The organism is Cognatishimia sp. SS12 (genome assembly GCF_028369055.1).
Classification (GTDB): Bacteria; Pseudomonadota; Alphaproteobacteria; order Rhodobacterales; family Rhodobacteraceae; genus Cognatishimia.
In genome coordinates this window covers 125,268-143,476 of sequence record NZ_JAQNCZ010000002.1, presented here as the reverse complement: position 1 = coordinate 143,476, position 18,209 = coordinate 125,268, and the positions used below count along the sequence as shown (strand labels likewise).

The window sequence follows — 18,209 nt, the reverse complement described above, 5'->3', positions numbered from 1 at the left end:
CGGCCCCGATCCTGGGCGCAGGGGCCTTTGGCCCTTACGCTTCGGAGGGTATATAGGGAGCAGAAAAAGCCGCTGCAAGCATCAGATGCGGGATGAAAGCGTAAAAACGTGGGAATCTCGCCCCAAGACGGAGCGTGGGGGACAATGGCCGATGTTACACCGCTGACAATCCGCGATTTTCAGGTTTTCAAGGGGTTTCTGTCACCCCAAGCGCAGGCAGATATGGTGGAGGATATTCGCCAGATCGCAGCGGTCGCGCCCTTTGTTGCACCCGTCACGCCGCGTGGCCAGCCCATGTCGGTGCGCATGACTTCGGCGGGTTCTGTCGGCTGGGTCACGGATCGCGCGGGCTATCGCTATCAGGCGCATCACCCGGGCGGACAGGCTTGGCCGGATATTCCCGCGTCGGTGCTTTCGGTTTGGGCTGCGGTCAGCGGCGTGGACCGCGCGCCGGATTGCTGCCTGATCAACTATTATGGCGAATCTGCCCGGATGGGTATGCACCAAGACAAGGATGAGGCCAGTTTTGACTGGCCGGTTGTCTCGATTTCTCTGGGGGATGACGCGCTGTTTCGCATGGGCAATCGGTCGCGGGGCGGCAGAACCGAGTCGCTCTGGCTCACGTCAGGGGATGTGGTGGTGATGAGCGGGGCCGCGCGGCTTTGCTATCACGGCGTCGATCGTATCCGCTATCAAAGCGCGCGGCTTCTGCCCAAAGGCGGGCGCATCAATCTGACGCTGCGTGTGGTGACATAGGATGAGGTGATGCCCTAGGGCGAAAGCGTGCAGCAGCCGTCAAAGCCGGAGGTCGCGCCATCGCGATGCAGATAAAGCCGCAGGCGCAAGGCATCCGTGCGATCGGACATGCCATCATTGCAGATCTGGTTTTCTATCAGCGCTGTAAAACCTTCGGTCAGATCGCCGCCGCCCATAGCGATACTGTCTACCCAGCGCGCCGCAATGCTGGACTGCCAGTCTACGGCATAGCTGCGCAGGTCGGTATCGATCGCTTCAAAATGGGTTGCGGCTGCGCCTGCCGCGATGTCAAAATCCCAAAATGGTTCGGTCCCGGTACAGCGCAGGGGGCGCTCAAACCTGTGCCAGGGTGCCTGCGCGGGCACGTCGAAATACCGCAGGCTGATCCAGCCACTGCCTTCGCCGGTGTTGACCCGTCCCCAGCGCTGATCCGCGCTTTTGTCGACCAGTTCGATATTATCGCTGTTCGGCGCAAGGGTGCCGATCACCTCGCTTTGGGCCGATGGGTCTAGCCGGATATTCAAAACATCATCTGCGGCGACATTCACAACCTGCCCAAGCACGGGAAACGCATCCGGCATATGCCCTTCGGCCAGAGCGAGGCTGGGCAGCACTGCAAATATGCCAAGCCAGCGCCTCACCGTTTTGACCCCCAGCTGAGCGAGGCCTGGCGGCGGGTGTAAAATTCGCCCATCAGGCCAATCATCAGCAAAATCAGCCCCACCACCAGCGGATAGGTGGTGCTGGTATTGCGCGGCACATAGTTAATGAACGTATAGCCGCGCGCCTGATCAATGGTGTGAAACAGCGGGTTCCAATCAAACATCGCCAGCATGAAACTTGGCAAAGTATTGGCGACGAACATCTTGCCCGAGGCGATCATGTTGACCCGTGCATAGACCGTATTGGCAATGGAGACAAAGGTTGGATACCAGGGTTTGATCGCCAGCAGCACCAGCCCGATGCCAAAGCCTGTAAACCAGGACAGCATCATCATGCCCAGCGCATGGATGGGCTGCTCAATCACGATGGGGGTAAAGCCGACGTGGTAGACAAACAAAATCATGACCATCGACAGCGCCTGGATATATAGCGTCCCCAGCGCGGCCGCGAGAATGGCAATCGCCGTGTTCATCGGCGCATGTTTCATCATCGGCGAAGATGGCCCTTCCGCCCCGACCACAGCCCCCATGGTTTTGGTGTGGGTCATGAACATGAAAATTCCGGTCATCATGTAAAGCAGGAAGTCGCCGCGAATGGCCGCCCCCTTGAGACCCAAGACCGAAAACATCAGAAAGAAGGCGAGCACAAAAATTACCACCTGCAGCATATTCAGCAGGATCGACAAAACCGCATTGTTATGGGTCTTGCGCACTTTGCGCACAATCGAATGATACACCAATTCTGAAATGGTGAGGGCCGATTGCAGCGTGGTTTTTGGGCCGGTTTGCTCAAACATTAACGATTGGCGGCCTTTCTGCCTCTGTCAGGGTATGGATTTCTTGCTGTTCCGTGTTGCTCGCAGCATAAGGGCGCCATGTTAAATTTTCAACAAATCCCTCTTTAGGAGTCTGCCGTGAATTATGAAACACTTGTCCCGCTGATGCGTCGCCTGTCTATCGAAGCGGGCAACAAAATCATGGAGATCTACAACTCCGATGATTTTGAGGTGAAGGTGAAGTCAGACGACAGCCCTGTGACCGCAGCAGATGAGGCCGCAGATGCCATCATTGCCGCCGGTCTGCGCGCGGCATTTCCGGATGTGATGCTTGTGACCGAAGAGCAGGCCGATAGCCACAAGGCCAAGGGCGATACCTTCCTGATTGTTGATCCGCTGGATGGCACCAAGGAGTTCATTCACCGCCGCGGCGATTTCACGGTGAATATCGCCTATGTGGAAAACGGCGTGCCGCAGCGCGGGGTGGTCTATGCCCCGGCGCGCGAACGCATGTTTTTTACCCAGGCCGATGGACAAGCAGTCGAAGAGACCGGCAGTTTTGATCCAGAAACGCTGGGGGCTGTCAGCCCGATCAACGTCGCTGAGGCGGACAATACGGCGCTGATGGTGGTGGCATCAAAATCCCACCGTGATCAGGCGACCGATGATTACATCAATAAATACGCCATCAAAGACAGCAAAAGCGCTGGCAGTTCGCTGAAGTTCTGTTTGGTCGCGACCGGCGAGGCGGATCTTTATCCGCGTGTTGGCCGCACCATGGAGTGGGATACAGCCGCCGGTCATGCCGTCCTGCTGGGCGCGGGCGGTGATGTGGTGCGCTTTGATGACCACACGCCGCTGGTCTACGGCAAGGAGGATTTCGCCAATCCGTTTTTCATTGCCTATGCCCCAAGTGTAGAGCTGAAAGAGGCTTAAGCTTTTCTTTCATGTCGATGTTCGGCGGTGGTGTTCACTGGACCCGTCGCCCATTGGTCAATAACCGCTGCGGCCTCTGCGTCGCAGCGGTTTTTTAGTGCCTGATCCAGCTGTCTTAGCAGTGTGGCGACCTCGATTTCGGTCGGGCACGGGTCAGGTGCGCGGTGAATGCGTGGATGGGGTGTGGGGTGCAAGGCCCCTGATAGTGACAGTTCTTCTGAAAGTTTTTCGCCAGGGCGCAAACCTACATAGGTGATCGCAATGCCGTCACGGCGGCGCCCTCGCGCTTGTGGCGTTTTGCCTGCGCTGCGGATCATACGTTCTGCCAACGTGGCAATCCGCACCGGCGGCCCCATCGTCAAAACGTTGATATCGCCATTTTGCGCCGTTTTTGTTGTGGTCAGCACAAGGTCCACCGCTTCGGACACGGTCATCAGGTAACGGGATATGTGCGGGTCGGTGACGGTGACGGGCCCGCCCGCCGCGATCTGCGCCTCAAATCGGGGCACCACAGAGCCGGAACTGCCCAGCACATTGCCAAACCGCACGATGGAAAAGCAGGTGGCTCCGCTGCGGGTGGCCATATCTTGCAGCACAATTTCAGAAAGGCGTTTGCTGGCCCCCATCCGGGATTTGGGGCGGACAGCCTTGTCTGACGAGATCAGCACAAACCGCGCCACCCGCGCCTTGCGCGCCGCCTTGGCCAGCCGCACTGTGCCGCGCACATTGTTGTGCAGCGCTGGGCGCAGGTTATCTTCAAGCAGGGGCACATGTTTGTAAGCCGCGGCATGCAGGACCACATCAACATTGCGGCTCTCAAACAGCTCCTCCAGCAGCGCGGAATCGGTGACAGAACCAAGGATTGGCATCACCGTCATCTGGGGCCAAATTTCCGTCAGCTCTTGGCAAATCTGGTGGAGCGCCAATTCGCTCTGCTCAAGCAGGATCAACTCGCGTGGATGGCAGCGGGCGAGCTTGCGGCAGATTTCTGACCCGATTGATCCGCCTGCGCCGGTGATCAGAATGCTGCCCCCGGCAAATTCTGCCGCATAAAGGCCCAACTGGCTGCCCATCGGGGCGCGGGCCAGCAAATGGGCATGGTCCGCGCGCGGCGCGGGGCCGCGGCGCTGGGCGCATTTGGCGATTGGGCGAATGTGCGGGAAAACGGTGGCCGCAATAATTCTAAGATCTGTCGCAAGGCTCTGATGGGCAACGTAAATCCGATCAAGCTGTGCCTTGCGCGGCACGCAACGGCGCAAGTAGACCTGATCATTTTCTTCGGCCGATCGGCTGCGCGCCAGCAGGCGCCCCTCGGTCTTGCGGTAGACCACGGTCGCCAGCCCGGTGAGGCCCGGGCGTGCTTGTAGCACAGCGCCATACAGATCCGGGCGCGCCTCCACATATCGCCGAAGCGGCGCGCGCGGGCCGACAAAGGACATATCGCCCTTCAGGATATTTAAAAGCTGCGGCAATTCATCCAGGTGGGTGCGCCGCAGAAAGCGCCCGTACCAACCCAATGATGGCATTTTGTGACCGCCGGTGGCTTTGCCATCGTTCTGCTCACCGGGCATGCTGCGCAGCTTGATCATCTGAAAGCCGTGCGTGGGCGAAGCCATGCGCTCTGACACGAAAAAAACCGGACGCCCATGGGTCAGCACCGCCAGGAGCGCCAGTAGCCCCAGCAATGGCAGCGCGAGCGGGGCCAGAATGAGCACAAGGCTGACGTCAAACAGCCGTTTGTGCAGGGCCTGGAAAGGAGGGCGCGTTGACGCAGTTGCGGTGCTTGAAAGATTTAGCAATTGATCCGCGCCCCCATAGTCGTGCAAAGCTGAAGGGGACTTGCCCCGCCTGTGACGCACTATGCAGAAAAGATCGTTAATTGATGCTTACCGGATGCGCTTGAAACGGCGGCGGCTGTTGTGGCGCGCGTTTCGCGCGCGCCATGCGCTGACGCCGGTCAAGGACCAGACCGGCGATCTTGCGGCTGATGACATTATTGCGGTGTCGGTCATGCGCAACGAAATGACCCGGCTGCCGTTTTTTCTGGCGCATTATCGTGCGCTGGGCGTGGCGCAGTTTTTGATCGTGGACAATGGCAGCGACGATGGCAGCCTGGCGTATTTGCGGGCGCAACCAGATGTATCCCTTTGGCAAACCGATGCGGGGTATCATGCTGCGCGTTTTGGGCTGGATTGGCTGACATGGCTGCAATTCAAACATGCCCACAATCGCTGGTGCCTCATGGTGGATGCGGATGAGGTGCTGGTCTATGCGGCGCAGGATCAGGTGCCCTTGAAAGGATTGACGCAGTGGCTGGATTCGCAGGGCCGGCGTGCCTTTGGCGCGATGATGCTGGATCTTTATCCTAAAGGTCCCGTGAACGGCCAAAGTTATACGCCCGGCGATGATCCGCGGGACATTCTGCAATGGTTTGATGTCGGCCCCTATCGCGCGCAGCGCCAGTGGCCGCTCGGCAATTTATGGGTGCAGGGCGGCGTGCGGGAACGGGTGTTTTTTGCCGAGGATCCGCATCGCTCACCCACGTTGAACAAATTGCCGCTGGTCAAATGGCACCGCAAATTTGCCTATGTGAATTCCTGCCATTCCATTCTGCCGCCGAAGCTGAACTATCAATATGCGGGCCCTGGCAGCGCAGGGCCGTCTGGTGTGTTGCTGCACACAAAATTCCTGCCTGAGATTGCTGCCAAATCGGAAACAGAAAAGCAGCGCAAACAGCATTTCAACCGGCCCGAGGATTTTGACGGCTATTATGATCAGATCATGACGGCCCCGGATCTTTGGCATACTGGATCCGTCGCCTATGAGGGGCCAGAACAACTGGTCCAATTTGGGTTAATGTCCCCGCCAATGTGGACCGAAGCGCTTTTGCCCTTTCAACTGGGTTAAGGGCTGTCGCCGATTGGCGACAACCGGGGCTAACGCTTTCTAAATCCATTGCTTTCAAGATTATGACTGTGACATAACATTGAAACGCGGGCGCACAGGCAGGGCGTCACGGAATAGCAATTAAGAAGTGGTGTGCAACGGTGGGGCTTTGGGACTCGTATCGCATGCGGATTCGCCGCAAACGCCGGATCATCCGGGCGGTGCGAAAGTCACGCCAACTGCGGTGCAAACAGGATCACACGGGGCATATCAAACCCGGTCACACACTGCTTGTGACAACGGCCCGCAACGAAGCCATCCGCTTTCCCTATTTCCTGCAATACTACCGCGACATGGGCATTGATCATTTCCTGGTCGTGGACAATGACAGCACAGATGGGTTGATGGACCTGTTGCGCGGTATGCCGGATGTGTCGGTCTGGTATACCAAGGGCAGTTACAAGGCGGCAAATTTTGGCGTGGATTGGATGAACGCGCTGAAACGCAAATACGCCCATGGGCATTGGACGCTGGTGGTCGATCCGGATGAGTTTTTCATCTACCCCTTTTGTGACAGCCGTCCGATCAAGGCACTGACCGATTGGCTGGATAGCGGATCGCTGCGCAGTTTTTCTGCGATGCTGCTGGATATGTACCCCAAGGGGCGGATCGACGAATTTCCCTATGCGGCGGGTCAAAACCCGATGGACATCGCCAGTTGGTTTGACGCGGGCAATTACTCCATCAAAAAGAACTATGAGTATGGCAACCTCTGGATTCAGGGCGGCCCGCGCGCGCGTGCTTTTTTTGTCGACAAGCCCTATCAGGCGCCAGCGCTGAACAAAATTCCACTGGTGAAATGGGACCGCCACTATGCCTATGTCAGCTCAACCCATGCGCTGTTGCCGCGCGGGCTGAACCGCGTTTACGAAGAATGGGGCGGAGAGAAAGCCAGCGGAATGCTCTTGCATACCAAGTTTCTCAATACCTTCCCGGTGAAAGCGCAGGAAGAGTTGGCCCGCAAGCAGCACTATGGCGATAGTGTCGAATATGAGGCCTATGCCGCGACGCTGCAGCGCAACCCTGACCTTTGGTGCAAATGGTCCGAGCGCTATATCAATTGGCGCCAGCTTGAGATTTTGGGGCTCATGTCGAAAGGAAACTGGGCGTGACGCTGGGGGTGATCATGCTGGTCCATGAGGCGCTGCACCGCGCGACAGAGGTGGCGCGCCATTGGACGGCATCAGGTTGCCCGGTTGTGATCCATGTGGATGCATCGGTGCCGCGCAAGACCTATCGCAGTTTTCGCGAGGCTTTGGCACAAGACCCGCTGATCACATTCAGCGCGCGCCATAAATGCGAATGGGGCATGTGGGGGCTTGTCGCCGCGGCACAATCGGCAAGCGAGTTGATGCTGGAGCGCTTTCCTGACGTGCGCCATGTCTATCTGTCCTCTGGCTCCTGCTTGCCGCTGCGCCCGGTGGCGGAGCTGAAAGACTACCTTGATGCCCGCCCGCGCACTGATTTCATTGAATCAGCCACCACGGCGGATGTGCCTTGGACGGTTGGCGGATTGGACGCAGAGCGGTTTACCTTGCGCTTTCCCTTTTCATGGAAAAAGCACCGCTTCTTGTTTGATCGTTACGTGAAATTTCAGCGCCGCATCGGGATGAAACGCCGCATACCCAATGGTCTGGTGCCGCATATGGGGTCGCAATGGTGGTGCCTGACGCGACAGACGTTATCGGCCATTTTGCAGGACCCGGAGCGTCCGGCTTATGATGCCTATTTTCAGAAAGTGTGGATCCCGGACGAAAGCTATTTTCAGTCTCTGGCGCGGCTTTATTCCACGGATATCGAAAGCCGCTCACTGACCCTGTCCAAGTTTGATTATCAGGGCAAACCACACATCTTTTACGACGATCATCTACAGCTTCTGCGTCGATCCGATTGTTTTGTTGCGCGCAAAATCTGGCCGGGGGCCGACCGGCTTTATAGCGCGTTCCTCAAACCCGAGACCGCCGAGCGCCGCACAGCCGAACCCAACCCGACAAAAATCGACCGGCTTTTTGCCAAAGCGGTAGAGCGGCGCACGATTGGCCGGCCCGGTCTATACATGCAGTCACGCTTCTTGCACCACAGCTGGGAAAACGGCGTGACCTCAGCCCCCTATTCGGTGTTTCAGGGCTTTGCGGAACTGTTTGAAGATTTCGAACCCTGGCTGGCGCGCGCCACGGGCTGTCAGGTGCACGGGCATCTGTTTGCACCCAAGCGGGCAGAATTTGCCTCCGGGCAGCATATCCTGAACGGCGCGCTGACCGACAACGCGGCATTGCGCGATAACAACCCGCGCGCGTTTTTGACCAATCTGATCTGGAACACCCGTGGGGAACGGCAGTGTTTCCAATATGGCCCCGGTGACAAGCAAGGCAACAATTGGCTGATGGCCAAGGATTCCAATGCGCAAATCTCGGTCATTTCCGGGGCTTGGGCCGTGCCTTTGTTCAAATCCAATCTCAACTTTGCAGATATCCGCAAGGAAGCGGCAAAACTGCAGAAAATCGAATCTGAATTTCTTGATGTTCTGCGGTCACCCTGGGCCAAGGCGAGGGTGCGCATCTGGACCATGGCCGAATTTATTGAGGCCCCGATGGAGCCTTTGCAAAGCGTGGTTGACGAAATTCGCATCCGCTCTCCGCATCGCCTGACCGAGGCCCCGCGCATGACTGATCTTACAGGATTTGGGAAGTTTCTGCAGAACCTGAAAAATCAGGGCATGCATCCTTATCTGATGGGTGATTTTTCTGTGACGCCGGATGACCCAGATTCCAGCAACCTGCCGCGTCGCCCCTATTTGGTGCAGTGACTTCATGACCCAACAGTTCGACTATTTCGTTGTTTTTGCAGAAATGCGCACGGGCTCCAATTTTCTGGAAGCGAACATCAATGCTTTCCCGGGGCTGGCCTGTCTGGGCGAGGCCTTTAACCCGCATTTCATTGGCTACCCCAACAAACAGGACCTGCTGGGCGTTTCCCAGGCCCAGCGTGACGCAACACCAGAACTTGTGTTGGATGCCATCAAGGCCACGCCCGGCACGCTCAGTGGGTTTCGGTTCTTTCATGATCATGATCCGCGCATCTTGGATGGCTGCGTACAGGATCCGCGCTGCGCCAAGATCATTCTGACCCGCAATCCGATGGACAGCTACGTCAGCTGGAAAATTGCCCAAGCCACCGGGCAGTGGAAGCTGACCGATGTGCGCAAGCGGCGCGACAGCAAGGTGACGTTTGAGGGCGACGAATTCATTGAATTCACCGCCCGCATGCAGGGGTTTCAGGTCTATCTGCTGAACGCGCTGCAACGCAGTGGCCAGACGGCGTTTTATGTCGCCTACGAAGATCTGCAGGATGTATCGGTGATGAACGGCCTGGCCCGCTTTCTGGGGATTGAGGCGCAGTTGGAGATGCTGGACAACAAGCTCAAGCGCCAAAATCCCAGCCCGCTTGCTGACAAGGTCGAGAATTTTGACGACATCCCCGCGGCCCTGGCCCAGTATGATCTGTTCAACCTGAACAGAACGCCGAATTTCGAACCACGCCGTGGGCCTGCGGTGCCCTCTTATGTGGCAACCCCGGAGTCCGGGCTGATGTTCCTGCCAATTCAAGGGGGACCGACTGAACAGGTCAAAGCCTGGATGGCGGCGCTGGATGGGGTGCCCGTTGACGCGCTGCTGACTGAGCTGAACCAGAAGGCGGTGCGCCAATGGAAACGCCGCAATGTACCGCATCGGGTGTTCAGCGTGCTGCGCCATCCGGTGGCGCGGGCGCATGCGTCTTTTTGCCAGATGATCCTGCCGCATGATCGCGGTTTTCCCAAGATCCGGCGCACCCTGCGCAATCGCTTCAAACTGCCCATCCCCGAAGAGATGCCAGACGCCGGATATGATGCCGCCGCCCATCGGGCTGCCTTTAAATCCTACCTGGAATTCACCAAGGCGAATCTCGCCGGGCAGACCGCGATTCGCCAAGATGGCTATTGGTCGACGCAGGCCAGCATCCTGTCTGGATTTGGTGTGCTGGCGGTGCCGGATATGGTGCTGCGCGAAGATGATTTGGCGCGTGATCTGGCCTATCTTGCCGCGAAAGTTGGCCGCTCGGATGCGCCCGCGCTTGGGGCGGCTGAGCCGATTGGACCGATCCCGCTGGCCGAGATCTATGACGCAGACATTGAGGCGCTGGCGCGAGATGTCTACCAGCGCGACTATATGGCGTTTGGATTTGAAAACTGGCAGCCCTAAGCGCGCTGGCCTAAGCGGCCTGAACCGAATCCGTTTCGGTCAGAATGGTGAACAGCGTCGAGGCTTCGGGGTTGGCCCGCAGTTTGGAGCAGGTCGTGGGTTCACGCAGGGTACGTGACACGAAGGCCAAGGCTTTCAGATGTTCAACACCCGCGTCCATCGGCGCAAAAAGCGCAAAGGCAAGATCGACGGGTTGGCGATCTACAGCGTTGAAATCAACAGGTTTTTCCAGAAGGATAAAGGCACCGGTCACGGTGTCGATGCCATCAAGCCGCGCGTGGGGCAGCGCAACGCCCTTGCCAACTCCGGTTGGCCCAAGGCTTTCACGTTCTTGCAGCGCACTCACGACCTCAGCCGGATCAAGGCCATAGCAGCTTCCGGCGATTTCGCCGAATTCTTGCAGCAAGCGTCGTTTGCTAGAGGCGGCCGAAATCACTTTGACCGCCTCAGGGCGTAGAAATGTAGATAGGTCCATCGAGCCTGTATCTCCGGCCGGGATGGTCCCCGACACTCTTTACTGCGGATCGATCCAACCGATGTTGCCATCGTCGCGGCGGTACACCACGTTCAATCCGTTTTTCCCCTCATTTCGGAACACCAGAACCGGTGCGCCAGCAATTTCCATCTGCATCACAGCTTCGCCAACGGACAGGGACGGGATCTGGGTCTGCATCTCTGCCACGATAATCGGCTGCAGTGTGTCTGGTTCCGTCTCATCCTGAGCGTTGTCGGTGGCGAGGATATAAGATGATGCCCCCGAAAGTTCAACCGGTTCGCTGCGGTCCTTGTGATGGTCCTTCAGGCGCCGCTTGTATCGGCGCAGCTGTTTTTCCATTTTTTCAGTGCAATTGTCGAAGGCTGCATAGATTTCTGTTGCGCGACCTTTCGCTTGTGCCGTCAATCCGGTGGACAGATGCACCGTGGTTTCACAGACAAATTCATGAGCGCTTTTGGAAAAGACGATCTGGGCGTCGGTCGGGCGTTCCGCATATTTGCCGACAATTCCGCCAAGCTCTCCCTGCACATGTGTTTGCAGAGATTCGCCGATATCGATCTGTTTTCCTGAAACTTGATAGCGCATGTTGTCTCCTTCTTAGTGAACATTGCTGAAAACGGTCTGCCCCTGCGAAGCGCAGGGCAGGCGAGGTTCAGAATGTTGGAATGGGACGCAGGTGCAGCTTGCTCTCAAGGGTTCCCAGAATTGAGAGCGCCAAGATCAGCAAGGAAAAAGTCACGAGCGTCATATCCACATTGGGACAGGCAGGGCGCGAATTGTCAATCGCGACTCACATTGAATTGGAAGAAATTCGCTGACGATTTGATCGGATCAGGAAATTTTGAAGCTGTCGCCAAGGTAAACGCGGCGTACATTTTCGTTTTCCACGACTTCATCCGGGCTGCCGGACATCAGGACTTTGCCGTCATGCAAAATATAGGCCCGATCGACGATCTCCAGCGTTTCGCGCACGTTGTGATCGGTGATCAGCACGCCGATGCCACGTTTTTTCAGGTCAGACACAAGATGGCGGATGTCACCGACGGAAATGGGATCAACGCCCGCAAACGGTTCATCCAGCAGCAGGTATTTCGGGTCCGCAGCGAGGCAGCGGGCGATTTCAACCCGGCGGCGTTCCCCGCCCGACAGCGCCAGCGCCGGCGCGCGGCGCAGGTGTTCGATCGAAAATTCTGACAGCAATTCTTCCAGCCGTTCGCGGCGCTTGTGGCCATCAGAATGGGCAATATCAAGGATCGCCATGATATTGTCTTCAACGCTCAACCCGCGAAAAATCGACATTTCCTGCGGTAGATACCCGATGCCCAGCTTGGCGCGGCGATACATCGGCATCGTGGTCACATCGCGCCCATCAATGCTGACCTTGCCGCCTTCGGGCACAACCAGCCCGGCGATGGCATAAAAACTGGTGGTCTTGCCGCTGCCATTGGGGCCAAGCAGCGCCACGACCTCGCCGCGCTGCAATTCAAGCGCGACATCGCGGATCACCACACGTTTGCGATAGCTCTTGCGCAGGTTCTCGACGCGCAGGCCAGAGCGGCCATCCGTGACAGTAAGTTTGGGTTTCGCCATGTGATCCCCGTCAATTTGCATTGGGGCGCAACACGGTGCGCACCCGGCCGTGCATTTCGGCGGTTGAGTTGGTCACATTCACGGTCATGCGTTCTGCGCTGATGGAATTGACGCCCTGCACCAGCAGAACCTGACCATTCATGCGGATCAAACCGGCATCAACATCGTATTCTGCATTTTGCGCTTCGGCGGTGTCCTTGCCGCTAAAGATCGATACGCCGCCACTGCCAACAAGACGTGCGATGGCGCTTTGGTCTTCGTTATAGAACACGTCAACCACGGCGGCTTCCATACGCATGTCACCCTGGGTGATGATCACATTGCCATCAAATTGGGCGGCCCCGGTGTCCTGCGTGATTGACAGCGCATCCGCATTGACTTCGATGGGGGCATCTGGGTCCTGGCTGGAAATACCGAAGTCGACCTTAAAGGTCTGAGCCTGCGCCGTGGCGACGGCGCACAAGCTAAGACCTATGGCCAAGATGATGAAACGCAGCATTTCAGACCTCATTCTTTTGCAGGTGTGTATACCAGCTTGACGCCGTTTGTGAAAAGGAAACGGCTATTCTCGCCCTCGGGTGGATTGAGCAGCTCCATCGCTCCCGCAGTGAATGTGCCGGCGGGGCCCGTTCCCTGTACCTCGGTTTCAGAGGTGGCGCTGCCCGCATCCATATTCAAGGCCAAGCTTTCTGTAACCATCTTGTAGCCGTTGCTAGAAGTGATGGTCACAACGCCCGACAGGTCGGCCAAACGGTTCAAACTGTCGACCTCGGCGCTTTGCGCATTGAGGTCGACAATATTGCCGTCCGCCAGTTTGATGGTCGCAGCCACGGATTGCGCTTCGGTCAGGCGCGGGTCTTTCAAACCTGGCTGTGCAAAATCCGCTTTCACAGAAATATCGTATCCGGCGCTGGTCTGGCCGGCAAAAAACGGCGCGGTGATGCGCTGATCACGCGCCCGCTCTTCCAATTCGAAATCCGCAAAGGGCAGGGCACCAGAAGGGGCGTTAGAGCGCGAGAACAGAAACATCGTCGACAGCAGGGCCAAAGCGATGACCGGCAGGCCAACCTTGAGCCAGGCAATCACCCGGGAATATGTCAGCCCGCGCCGTGCCATCAGTGCGAAAAGATATCGATTTCAGGCCAGCCTGCGAGGTCAAGCTTGGCGCGGGTCGGCAGGAAATCAAAACAGGATTGTGCCAGATCCATCCGCCCCTCGCGGGCCAGCCGCGCATTCAGCTTGTTGCGCAACTCATGCAGGTAAAGCACATCAGAGGCCGCATAGTCCAACTGTGCGGCGGTCAGTGTTTCCGCGCCCCAATCGCTCATCTGTTGTTGTTTTGAGATGTCGACATTTAGCAGCTCTTGCAGAAGGTTCTTCAGGCCGTGGCGGTCCGTGTAGGTGCGCACCAGTTTGGACGCGATTTTGGTGCAATAGACCGGCGCCGTCAGCGCGCCAAAGGCGTTGTACATGGCGGCGATATCAAAGCGTCCAAAGTGAAACAGCTTGAGCACGTTCGGGTCTTCGAGCATTTTGCACAGGTTCGGCGCAGCGGTCTGGCCTTTGGTGACCTGCACCAGATGGGCATCGCCGTCGCCGCCTGACATCTGGATCACACACAGGCGGTCGCGGTGCGGGTTCAGCCCCATGGTTTCACAGTCAATTGCCACAACCGGGCCCAGATCAAGCCCGTCGGGCAGATCGCCCTGATAAAGATGGTTCGCCATAGTCGCCTCGGTTTTCTGTTCCCTGTGGACTTACGGCTTTGATCTGCTGGTTTCAATCATATCCCAAGGGGAAAAGCCGTAATTCAGGATCATGTTCACCATATAAGCGGCGATCCGCACTGGGAGGCAAGCCATGCGCTGTGTTAACCTTTGCTTGCAGTAGAAAAGGAATATCGGCAGATGAGCGACCGGCTGACACAGGTTCTGAACGCGATTGATGCGGCAAATGAAAAAGATCCGCGACTAGACGAAGGGCAACCAGAGGCCCTGCTTTACGGACAACGCATGAGTCAGCAACTGGCCCGTCTCTTTCCGAACGCCAGTGAAGAACTGCAGATCGCAGCGCGCGGCCAGCACGTCGAGCGCTGGGTTCTGGCCCGTGCCGATTATCCCGATGGGCGCGCGGGCTATTTGACCTGGCGCAAGGATTTGGCGGCGCATCATGCCAAGCGGGTTGGTGGTTTTATGGCAGCGGCCGGTTATGACGCCGAGGCCATCGAAGAAACCGAAAAGATGCTGCGCAAAGAGGGCATCAAGCGACATGAGAACGTGCAGGCGCTGGAAGATGTCATCTGCTTTGCGTTTCTCACATGGTATTTTGCACCCTTCGCCGCAAAACACCCGGAAGACAAAGTCCAGCGTATCGTGGAAAAAACCGCGCGAAAGATGTCGGCTGAGGCGCGGGCGCGGGTGTTGAAAGAGTTTGAGCTGCCAGAAAATCTGGCCCAGGCATTCGCGATCTAAGAGAAAATTCATGGCTCACCCGGCAGGGTGGGTCGTCCGTGTCTCAATTTGGAACCAATTTAAACGCCAAATGAACCGAATCACCCTGTCTTGTTGGGGCAAGGCGAACAGATTTTGGATTTTGAGACATGAGAACATACCCCATCCCATTTAATGAAGAGGCGCGCGTGCGCGCCGTTTCGGCCGTCAAAGGCCTGTCGCGTGACAATGATGTGCTGTTTGACAGCCTCTGTGACGCCGCGCGCAAACTGTTTGATTGCCCGATTGCGCATATCAGCGTGATCGAGGATGCCACGCAGTGGTACAAATCCGTGGTCGGCATTGAACTTGGCGAGATGCCCAAAAACAATTCATTCTGCACCCACACCATCATGTCCGGTGAGGCGATGGTGATCCCGGACCTCAGCAAAGACGCCAAATTCGCAGAGCACCCGATGGTGGCAGCAGGCGGTCCCCAAGCGCGGTTCTATGCGGGCGTGCCGCTGGTTCTGTCTTCCGGGTTTCGGTTTGGCAGCTTGTGTGTGCTTGATGTGAAACCCCATGAGCCGCCGAGCGAAACACAGATGGCCGTGCTGCATGATCTCGGCAAAGCCGTGGTGGCCGCGCTTGAGCGGGAACCGGCGGCCCCGGCTGCGCCTGCGGATTCGGCAGCAAAGTCGACCTTTATGACCCTGGTCGGTCATGAGCTGCGCACGCCGTTGACGGTGATCAAAGGTGGATTGCAACTCCTGGAGCTGCGCACACGGGATGAGGCAAACACCAAGATGGCACGCGGGGCCCTGCGCTCTGCAGAGCATCTGATGCGTTTGGTGGAGGCTGTTCTGAGCTTTAGCAACACGACCACGGGTGAATTGCAATTGAACGACGCGCCGGTGTCACTGAAAGAGCTGTTGGGCGAGCTGCAGGACATTCACGCCAGCGCAGCAACCGAAAGCAGCAAGACCCTGCGCTGCGATACGGATTTGCCAGAGGTTCCGGTCACGCTGGACGAAAGCCACATGAAAACCTGCCTGTCTGCATTGCTGTTAAATTCGCTGTTGCACGGCGGCACAGAGATCAAGCTGGGCGCGCAGATTTCGGAAGGTGGCTATCTGGAATTGAGTGTGACGGACAACGGCCACCTACATGACCATGTGGAGCTGGCGCAGCTGTATGAACCCTTTGTTGTCGGCGGGAATATGGATCACCGCGGCACCGGCGGCGGGCTGGGCCTTGGTCTGCCGCTCACGCGCAAGCTGGTGGATCTGCACGGGGGTGAGTTTGAAGTGCATACATCTGAGGACAGCACCACAGCGCTTATTCGTCTGCCAAAATGGCGCAGCCAGCCTGTCGAGGATGTGGCCTAAGCGCGCTGAAATTTACGCACAAAAAACGCCCGCTGACCTTGCAGCGGGCGTTTTGCATTGATCAGCCGATGCCTCAGCGCAGGCGCGCTTCGGTTTTGGCGTCAAAGAACATGACGCGGCTCGGATCGAAAGCGACCTTCACGGTATCGCCTTTGGGCAGCACATCGTCATCTTTGGATTCTACGATGATCCGCTCGCCGGTTGCTGCGCGCAGGTATTCATAGGACACGCCGCCGAGTTGCTCGGCCAGTTCGACCTTGACGCTAGAGGCCGCATCAGAGGTCACGCCCAGATGTTGCGGGCGCATGCCGACGAGAACTTCGGTGCCGTCTGCTGGCAAAGTTACCGTGGTTTCGATCACTTCGTCATTCAGCGCCGGGACGCGCACGCTGCCACCCTGAACCACGCCAGTGAGGAAGTTCATCGACGGTGAACCGATGAAGCCAGCGACGAATTTGTTGTCAGGATCACGGAACAGATCCATGGGTGCGCCAACCTGTTCAATATGACCGGCGCGCAGCACCACGATCTTGTCTGCGAGGGTCATCGCTTCGACCTGGTCGTGGGTGACGTAGATCATGGTTGCGCCGATTTCGCTGTGCAGGCGCGCGATTTCAACACGCATGTCCACACGCAGTTCGGCGTCAAGGTTGGAGAGGGGTTCGTCAAACAGGAACACCTCTGGGCCACGCACAATGGCACGGCCGATGGCCACACGCTGACGCTGACCGCCCGAGAGCGCTTTGGGTTTGCGCTTCAAATATTGGTCAAGCTGCAGAATCTGCGACGCCTCGGCGACCTTCTTTTCGATTTCCGCCTTGGGCACGCCGTTCATTTTCAGACCGAACCCCATGTTCTCTTCGACGGTCATATGCGGATAAAGCGCATAGGTCTGGAACACCATCGCCACACCGCGTTCGGACGGATCAGCGTGGGTCACGTCGCGGCTGCCAATTTCGATGGTCCCGCCAGTGGTTTCTTCAAGACCGGCCACCATACGCAACAACGTGGACTTGCCGCAGCCCGATGGGCCAACAAATACACAAAATTCCCCGTTGTCGATTTTCAGATCGACCCCGTGAATGACCTGGGTTTCGCCGTATTTCTTGATGACGTTCGTGAGTTCTACACCCGACATTTAGATTCATCTCCACTTAGTTTGGTGAGGGAAACTGCCACGTGGTGGCCGCATCGCCGATTTTTTTCGTTGTTTCAGTCAACAGAGCCTTAAAATCCTGAAGATCGCTCAGCGAATGACGTGTGGTGGACGTTGCGATTGAAACTGACCCTACAACTTTGCCGTTGTTCAACAAAATGGGTGCCGCAATCGAAATGATCCCTTCTTCATGCTCCTCCCGATCGAATGCCACACCACTCTCTCGGATTTCCTCAAATTCTCCTATTAGACTGTCGCGGTCCCGATGCGTTGCCTTCGTATAGGGGACGAAAGCCTGCTGTCGCAGGGCCCGTTCAAGCCTTTCCGGGCTCATAAAAGCCAGAATTACTTTGCCAACGCCAGTACAATGTGCAGGGGCCACCCGGCCGGTTTGGGCCAATGTATCAAAGAGAGATGAGCTTCTGCGCTTGTCCACGAAGAGGACCTGACCATTCTCCATTTGTGCTAAATGAATGGTTTCGTGTACATTTTTGGCCAAATCGTCCATTATTTCCGAGGCGATTGGAGCGAGCGAAGCGTTCTTCCAGGCGGCATGTGCAAGGCGTAAAACTTTTAGTCCGATTCCGTAGGTTTGATGCGATTCATCATACGAAAGCATCCCCTGATTCGTTAAAGTCTGTAAGAATCGATAGACGGTCGCCTTTGGATGATCACTGCGCGCCAGCAATTCTGAAAAGCGCACAGGTCTTTCGAAATCCGCGACGAGCTCGAGAATTTCCAAAGCTTTACCGACCGTGCCGTCCTTTTTTTCCGGCTTGATCATTCTATGTTCCTCCCTGTCCCGGCGTTTCCCCGCCGCCGAAACATGTTGACAA

Annotated in this window: 19 protein-coding genes; 8 read left to right on the top strand and 11 right to left on the bottom strand. The window is 57.2% G+C overall.

All coding sequences use genetic code 11. The annotated features are described in order from the left end of the window. Positions 1-144 precede the first annotated feature (144 nt). A complete protein-coding gene (locus N6L24_RS05280; RefSeq protein WP_271843616.1) occupies positions 145-756 on the top strand; it encodes an alpha-ketoglutarate-dependent dioxygenase AlkB family protein in 612 nt (203 codons plus the stop codon). A gap of 14 nt (positions 757-770) precedes the next feature. Here the strand turns inward: N6L24_RS05280 and N6L24_RS05275 are convergent, their stop codons facing one another. Both N6L24_RS05275 and N6L24_RS05270 read right to left on the bottom strand, forming a co-directional pair. After that, a complete protein-coding gene (locus N6L24_RS05275) occupies positions 771-1,397 on the bottom strand; it encodes an SH3 domain-containing protein (protein ID WP_271843615.1) in 627 nt (208 codons plus the stop codon). Beyond that, positions 1,394-2,215, bottom strand: coding sequence for an ABC transporter permease (locus N6L24_RS05270; protein ID WP_271843614.1), 822 nt, complete (start codon positions 2,213-2,215; stop codon positions 1,394-1,396). Before N6L24_RS05270 ends, N6L24_RS05275 begins: the two co-directional genes overlap by 4 nt. A 117-nt stretch (positions 2,216-2,332) precedes the next feature. On the opposite strand from N6L24_RS05270, the gene cysQ reads away from it, so the two are divergent. Continuing rightward, the gene (gene cysQ, locus N6L24_RS05265; RefSeq protein ID WP_271843613.1) at positions 2,333-3,130 is read left to right on the top strand and encodes a 3'(2'),5'-bisphosphate nucleotidase CysQ; all 798 of its coding nucleotides are present in this window, start codon (positions 2,333-2,335) and stop codon (positions 3,128-3,130) included. Here the strand turns inward: cysQ and N6L24_RS15570 are convergent. Next, a complete protein-coding gene (locus N6L24_RS15570) occupies positions 3,127-4,929 on the bottom strand; it encodes an SDR family NAD(P)-dependent oxidoreductase (RefSeq protein ID WP_334312312.1) in 1,803 nt (600 codons plus the stop codon). The two genes, cysQ and N6L24_RS15570, sit on opposite strands and share 4 nt — an antisense overlap. Before the next feature lie 94 nt (positions 4,930-5,023). On the opposite strand from N6L24_RS15570, the gene N6L24_RS05250 reads away from it, so the two are divergent. From N6L24_RS05250 to N6L24_RS05235, 4 genes are all read left to right on the top strand, one after another. After that, positions 5,024-6,037: a glycosyltransferase family 2 protein gene (locus N6L24_RS05250; RefSeq protein ID WP_271843612.1), complete on the top strand. Its 1,014-nt coding sequence runs from the start codon at positions 5,024-5,026 to the stop codon at positions 6,035-6,037. Between the two features lie 164 nt (positions 6,038-6,201). Beyond that, positions 6,202-7,188 carry a glycosyltransferase family 2 protein gene (locus N6L24_RS05245; protein WP_271843611.1) on the top strand — a complete coding sequence of 329 codons (987 nt, stop codon included), beginning with the start codon at positions 6,202-6,204 and terminating at the stop codon, positions 7,186-7,188. A 14-nt stretch (positions 7,189-7,202) separates the two neighbouring features. Next, positions 7,203-8,882, top strand: coding sequence for a DUF5927 domain-containing protein (locus N6L24_RS05240; protein ID WP_442872585.1), 1,680 nt, complete (start codon positions 7,203-7,205; stop codon positions 8,880-8,882). A 4-nt stretch (positions 8,883-8,886) separates the two neighbouring features. After that, positions 8,887-10,314: a nodulation protein NodH gene (locus tag N6L24_RS05235; RefSeq protein ID WP_271843609.1), complete on the top strand. Its 1,428-nt coding sequence runs from the start codon at positions 8,887-8,889 to the stop codon at positions 10,312-10,314. 10 nt (positions 10,315-10,324) lie between these two features. Here the strand turns inward: N6L24_RS05235 and N6L24_RS05230 are convergent, their stop codons facing one another. From N6L24_RS05230 to N6L24_RS05205, 6 genes are all read right to left on the bottom strand, one after another. Continuing rightward, the gene (locus tag N6L24_RS05230) at positions 10,325-10,789 is read right to left on the bottom strand and encodes a PTS sugar transporter subunit IIA (RefSeq protein WP_271843608.1); all 465 of its coding nucleotides are present in this window, start codon (positions 10,787-10,789) and stop codon (positions 10,325-10,327) included. A gap of 39 nt (positions 10,790-10,828) precedes the next feature. Further along, positions 10,829-11,395 carry a ribosome hibernation-promoting factor, HPF/YfiA family gene (gene hpf / locus N6L24_RS05225; RefSeq protein WP_271843607.1) on the bottom strand — a complete coding sequence of 189 codons (567 nt, stop codon included), beginning with the start codon at positions 11,393-11,395 and terminating at the stop codon, positions 10,829-10,831. A gap of 246 nt (positions 11,396-11,641) precedes the next feature. After that, positions 11,642-12,400, bottom strand: a complete 759-nt coding sequence (lptB, locus tag N6L24_RS05220) for an LPS export ABC transporter ATP-binding protein (protein ID WP_271843606.1) — start codon at positions 12,398-12,400, stop codon at positions 11,642-11,644. Positions 12,401-12,410: 10 nt separating this feature from the next. After that, positions 12,411-12,899 carry an LptA/OstA family protein gene (locus N6L24_RS05215; protein ID WP_271843605.1) on the bottom strand — a complete coding sequence of 163 codons (489 nt, stop codon included), beginning with the start codon at positions 12,897-12,899 and terminating at the stop codon, positions 12,411-12,413. 8 nt (positions 12,900-12,907) lie between these two features. Next, entirely contained in the window at positions 12,908-13,516 is a 609-nt protein-coding gene (gene lptC / locus N6L24_RS05210; RefSeq protein ID WP_271843604.1) for an LPS export ABC transporter periplasmic protein LptC, read from the bottom strand. After that, on the bottom strand, positions 13,516-14,127 hold the full coding sequence (locus N6L24_RS05205) for a ribonuclease D (protein ID WP_271843603.1): 612 nt from the start codon (positions 14,125-14,127) through the stop codon (positions 13,516-13,518). The genes lptC and N6L24_RS05205 overlap by 1 nt, the downstream gene beginning before the upstream one ends. Before the next feature lie 180 nt (positions 14,128-14,307). Between N6L24_RS05205 and N6L24_RS05200 the strand changes: the two genes are divergently transcribed. Continuing rightward, complete coding sequence (locus N6L24_RS05200) at positions 14,308-14,871, top strand: DUF4202 domain-containing protein (RefSeq protein WP_271843602.1); 564 nt, start codon at positions 14,308-14,310, stop codon at positions 14,869-14,871. Between the two features lie 128 nt (positions 14,872-14,999). Further along, positions 15,000-16,217 (top strand): GAF domain-containing sensor histidine kinase, encoded by a 1,218-nt coding sequence (locus N6L24_RS05195; RefSeq protein WP_271843601.1) that lies wholly within the window; start codon positions 15,000-15,002, stop codon positions 16,215-16,217. A gap of 73 nt (positions 16,218-16,290) precedes the next feature. Here the strand turns inward: N6L24_RS05195 and N6L24_RS05190 are convergent, their stop codons facing one another. Together N6L24_RS05190 and N6L24_RS05185 are read right to left on the bottom strand one after the other, a co-directional pair. After that, entirely contained in the window at positions 16,291-17,355 is a 1,065-nt protein-coding gene (locus N6L24_RS05190) for an ABC transporter ATP-binding protein (protein ID WP_271843600.1), read from the bottom strand. A 16-nt stretch (positions 17,356-17,371) separates the two neighbouring features. Then, positions 17,372-18,157 (bottom strand): IclR family transcriptional regulator, encoded by a 786-nt coding sequence (locus tag N6L24_RS05185; RefSeq protein ID WP_271843599.1) that lies wholly within the window; start codon positions 18,155-18,157, stop codon positions 17,372-17,374. Positions 18,158-18,209 lie beyond the last annotated feature (52 nt).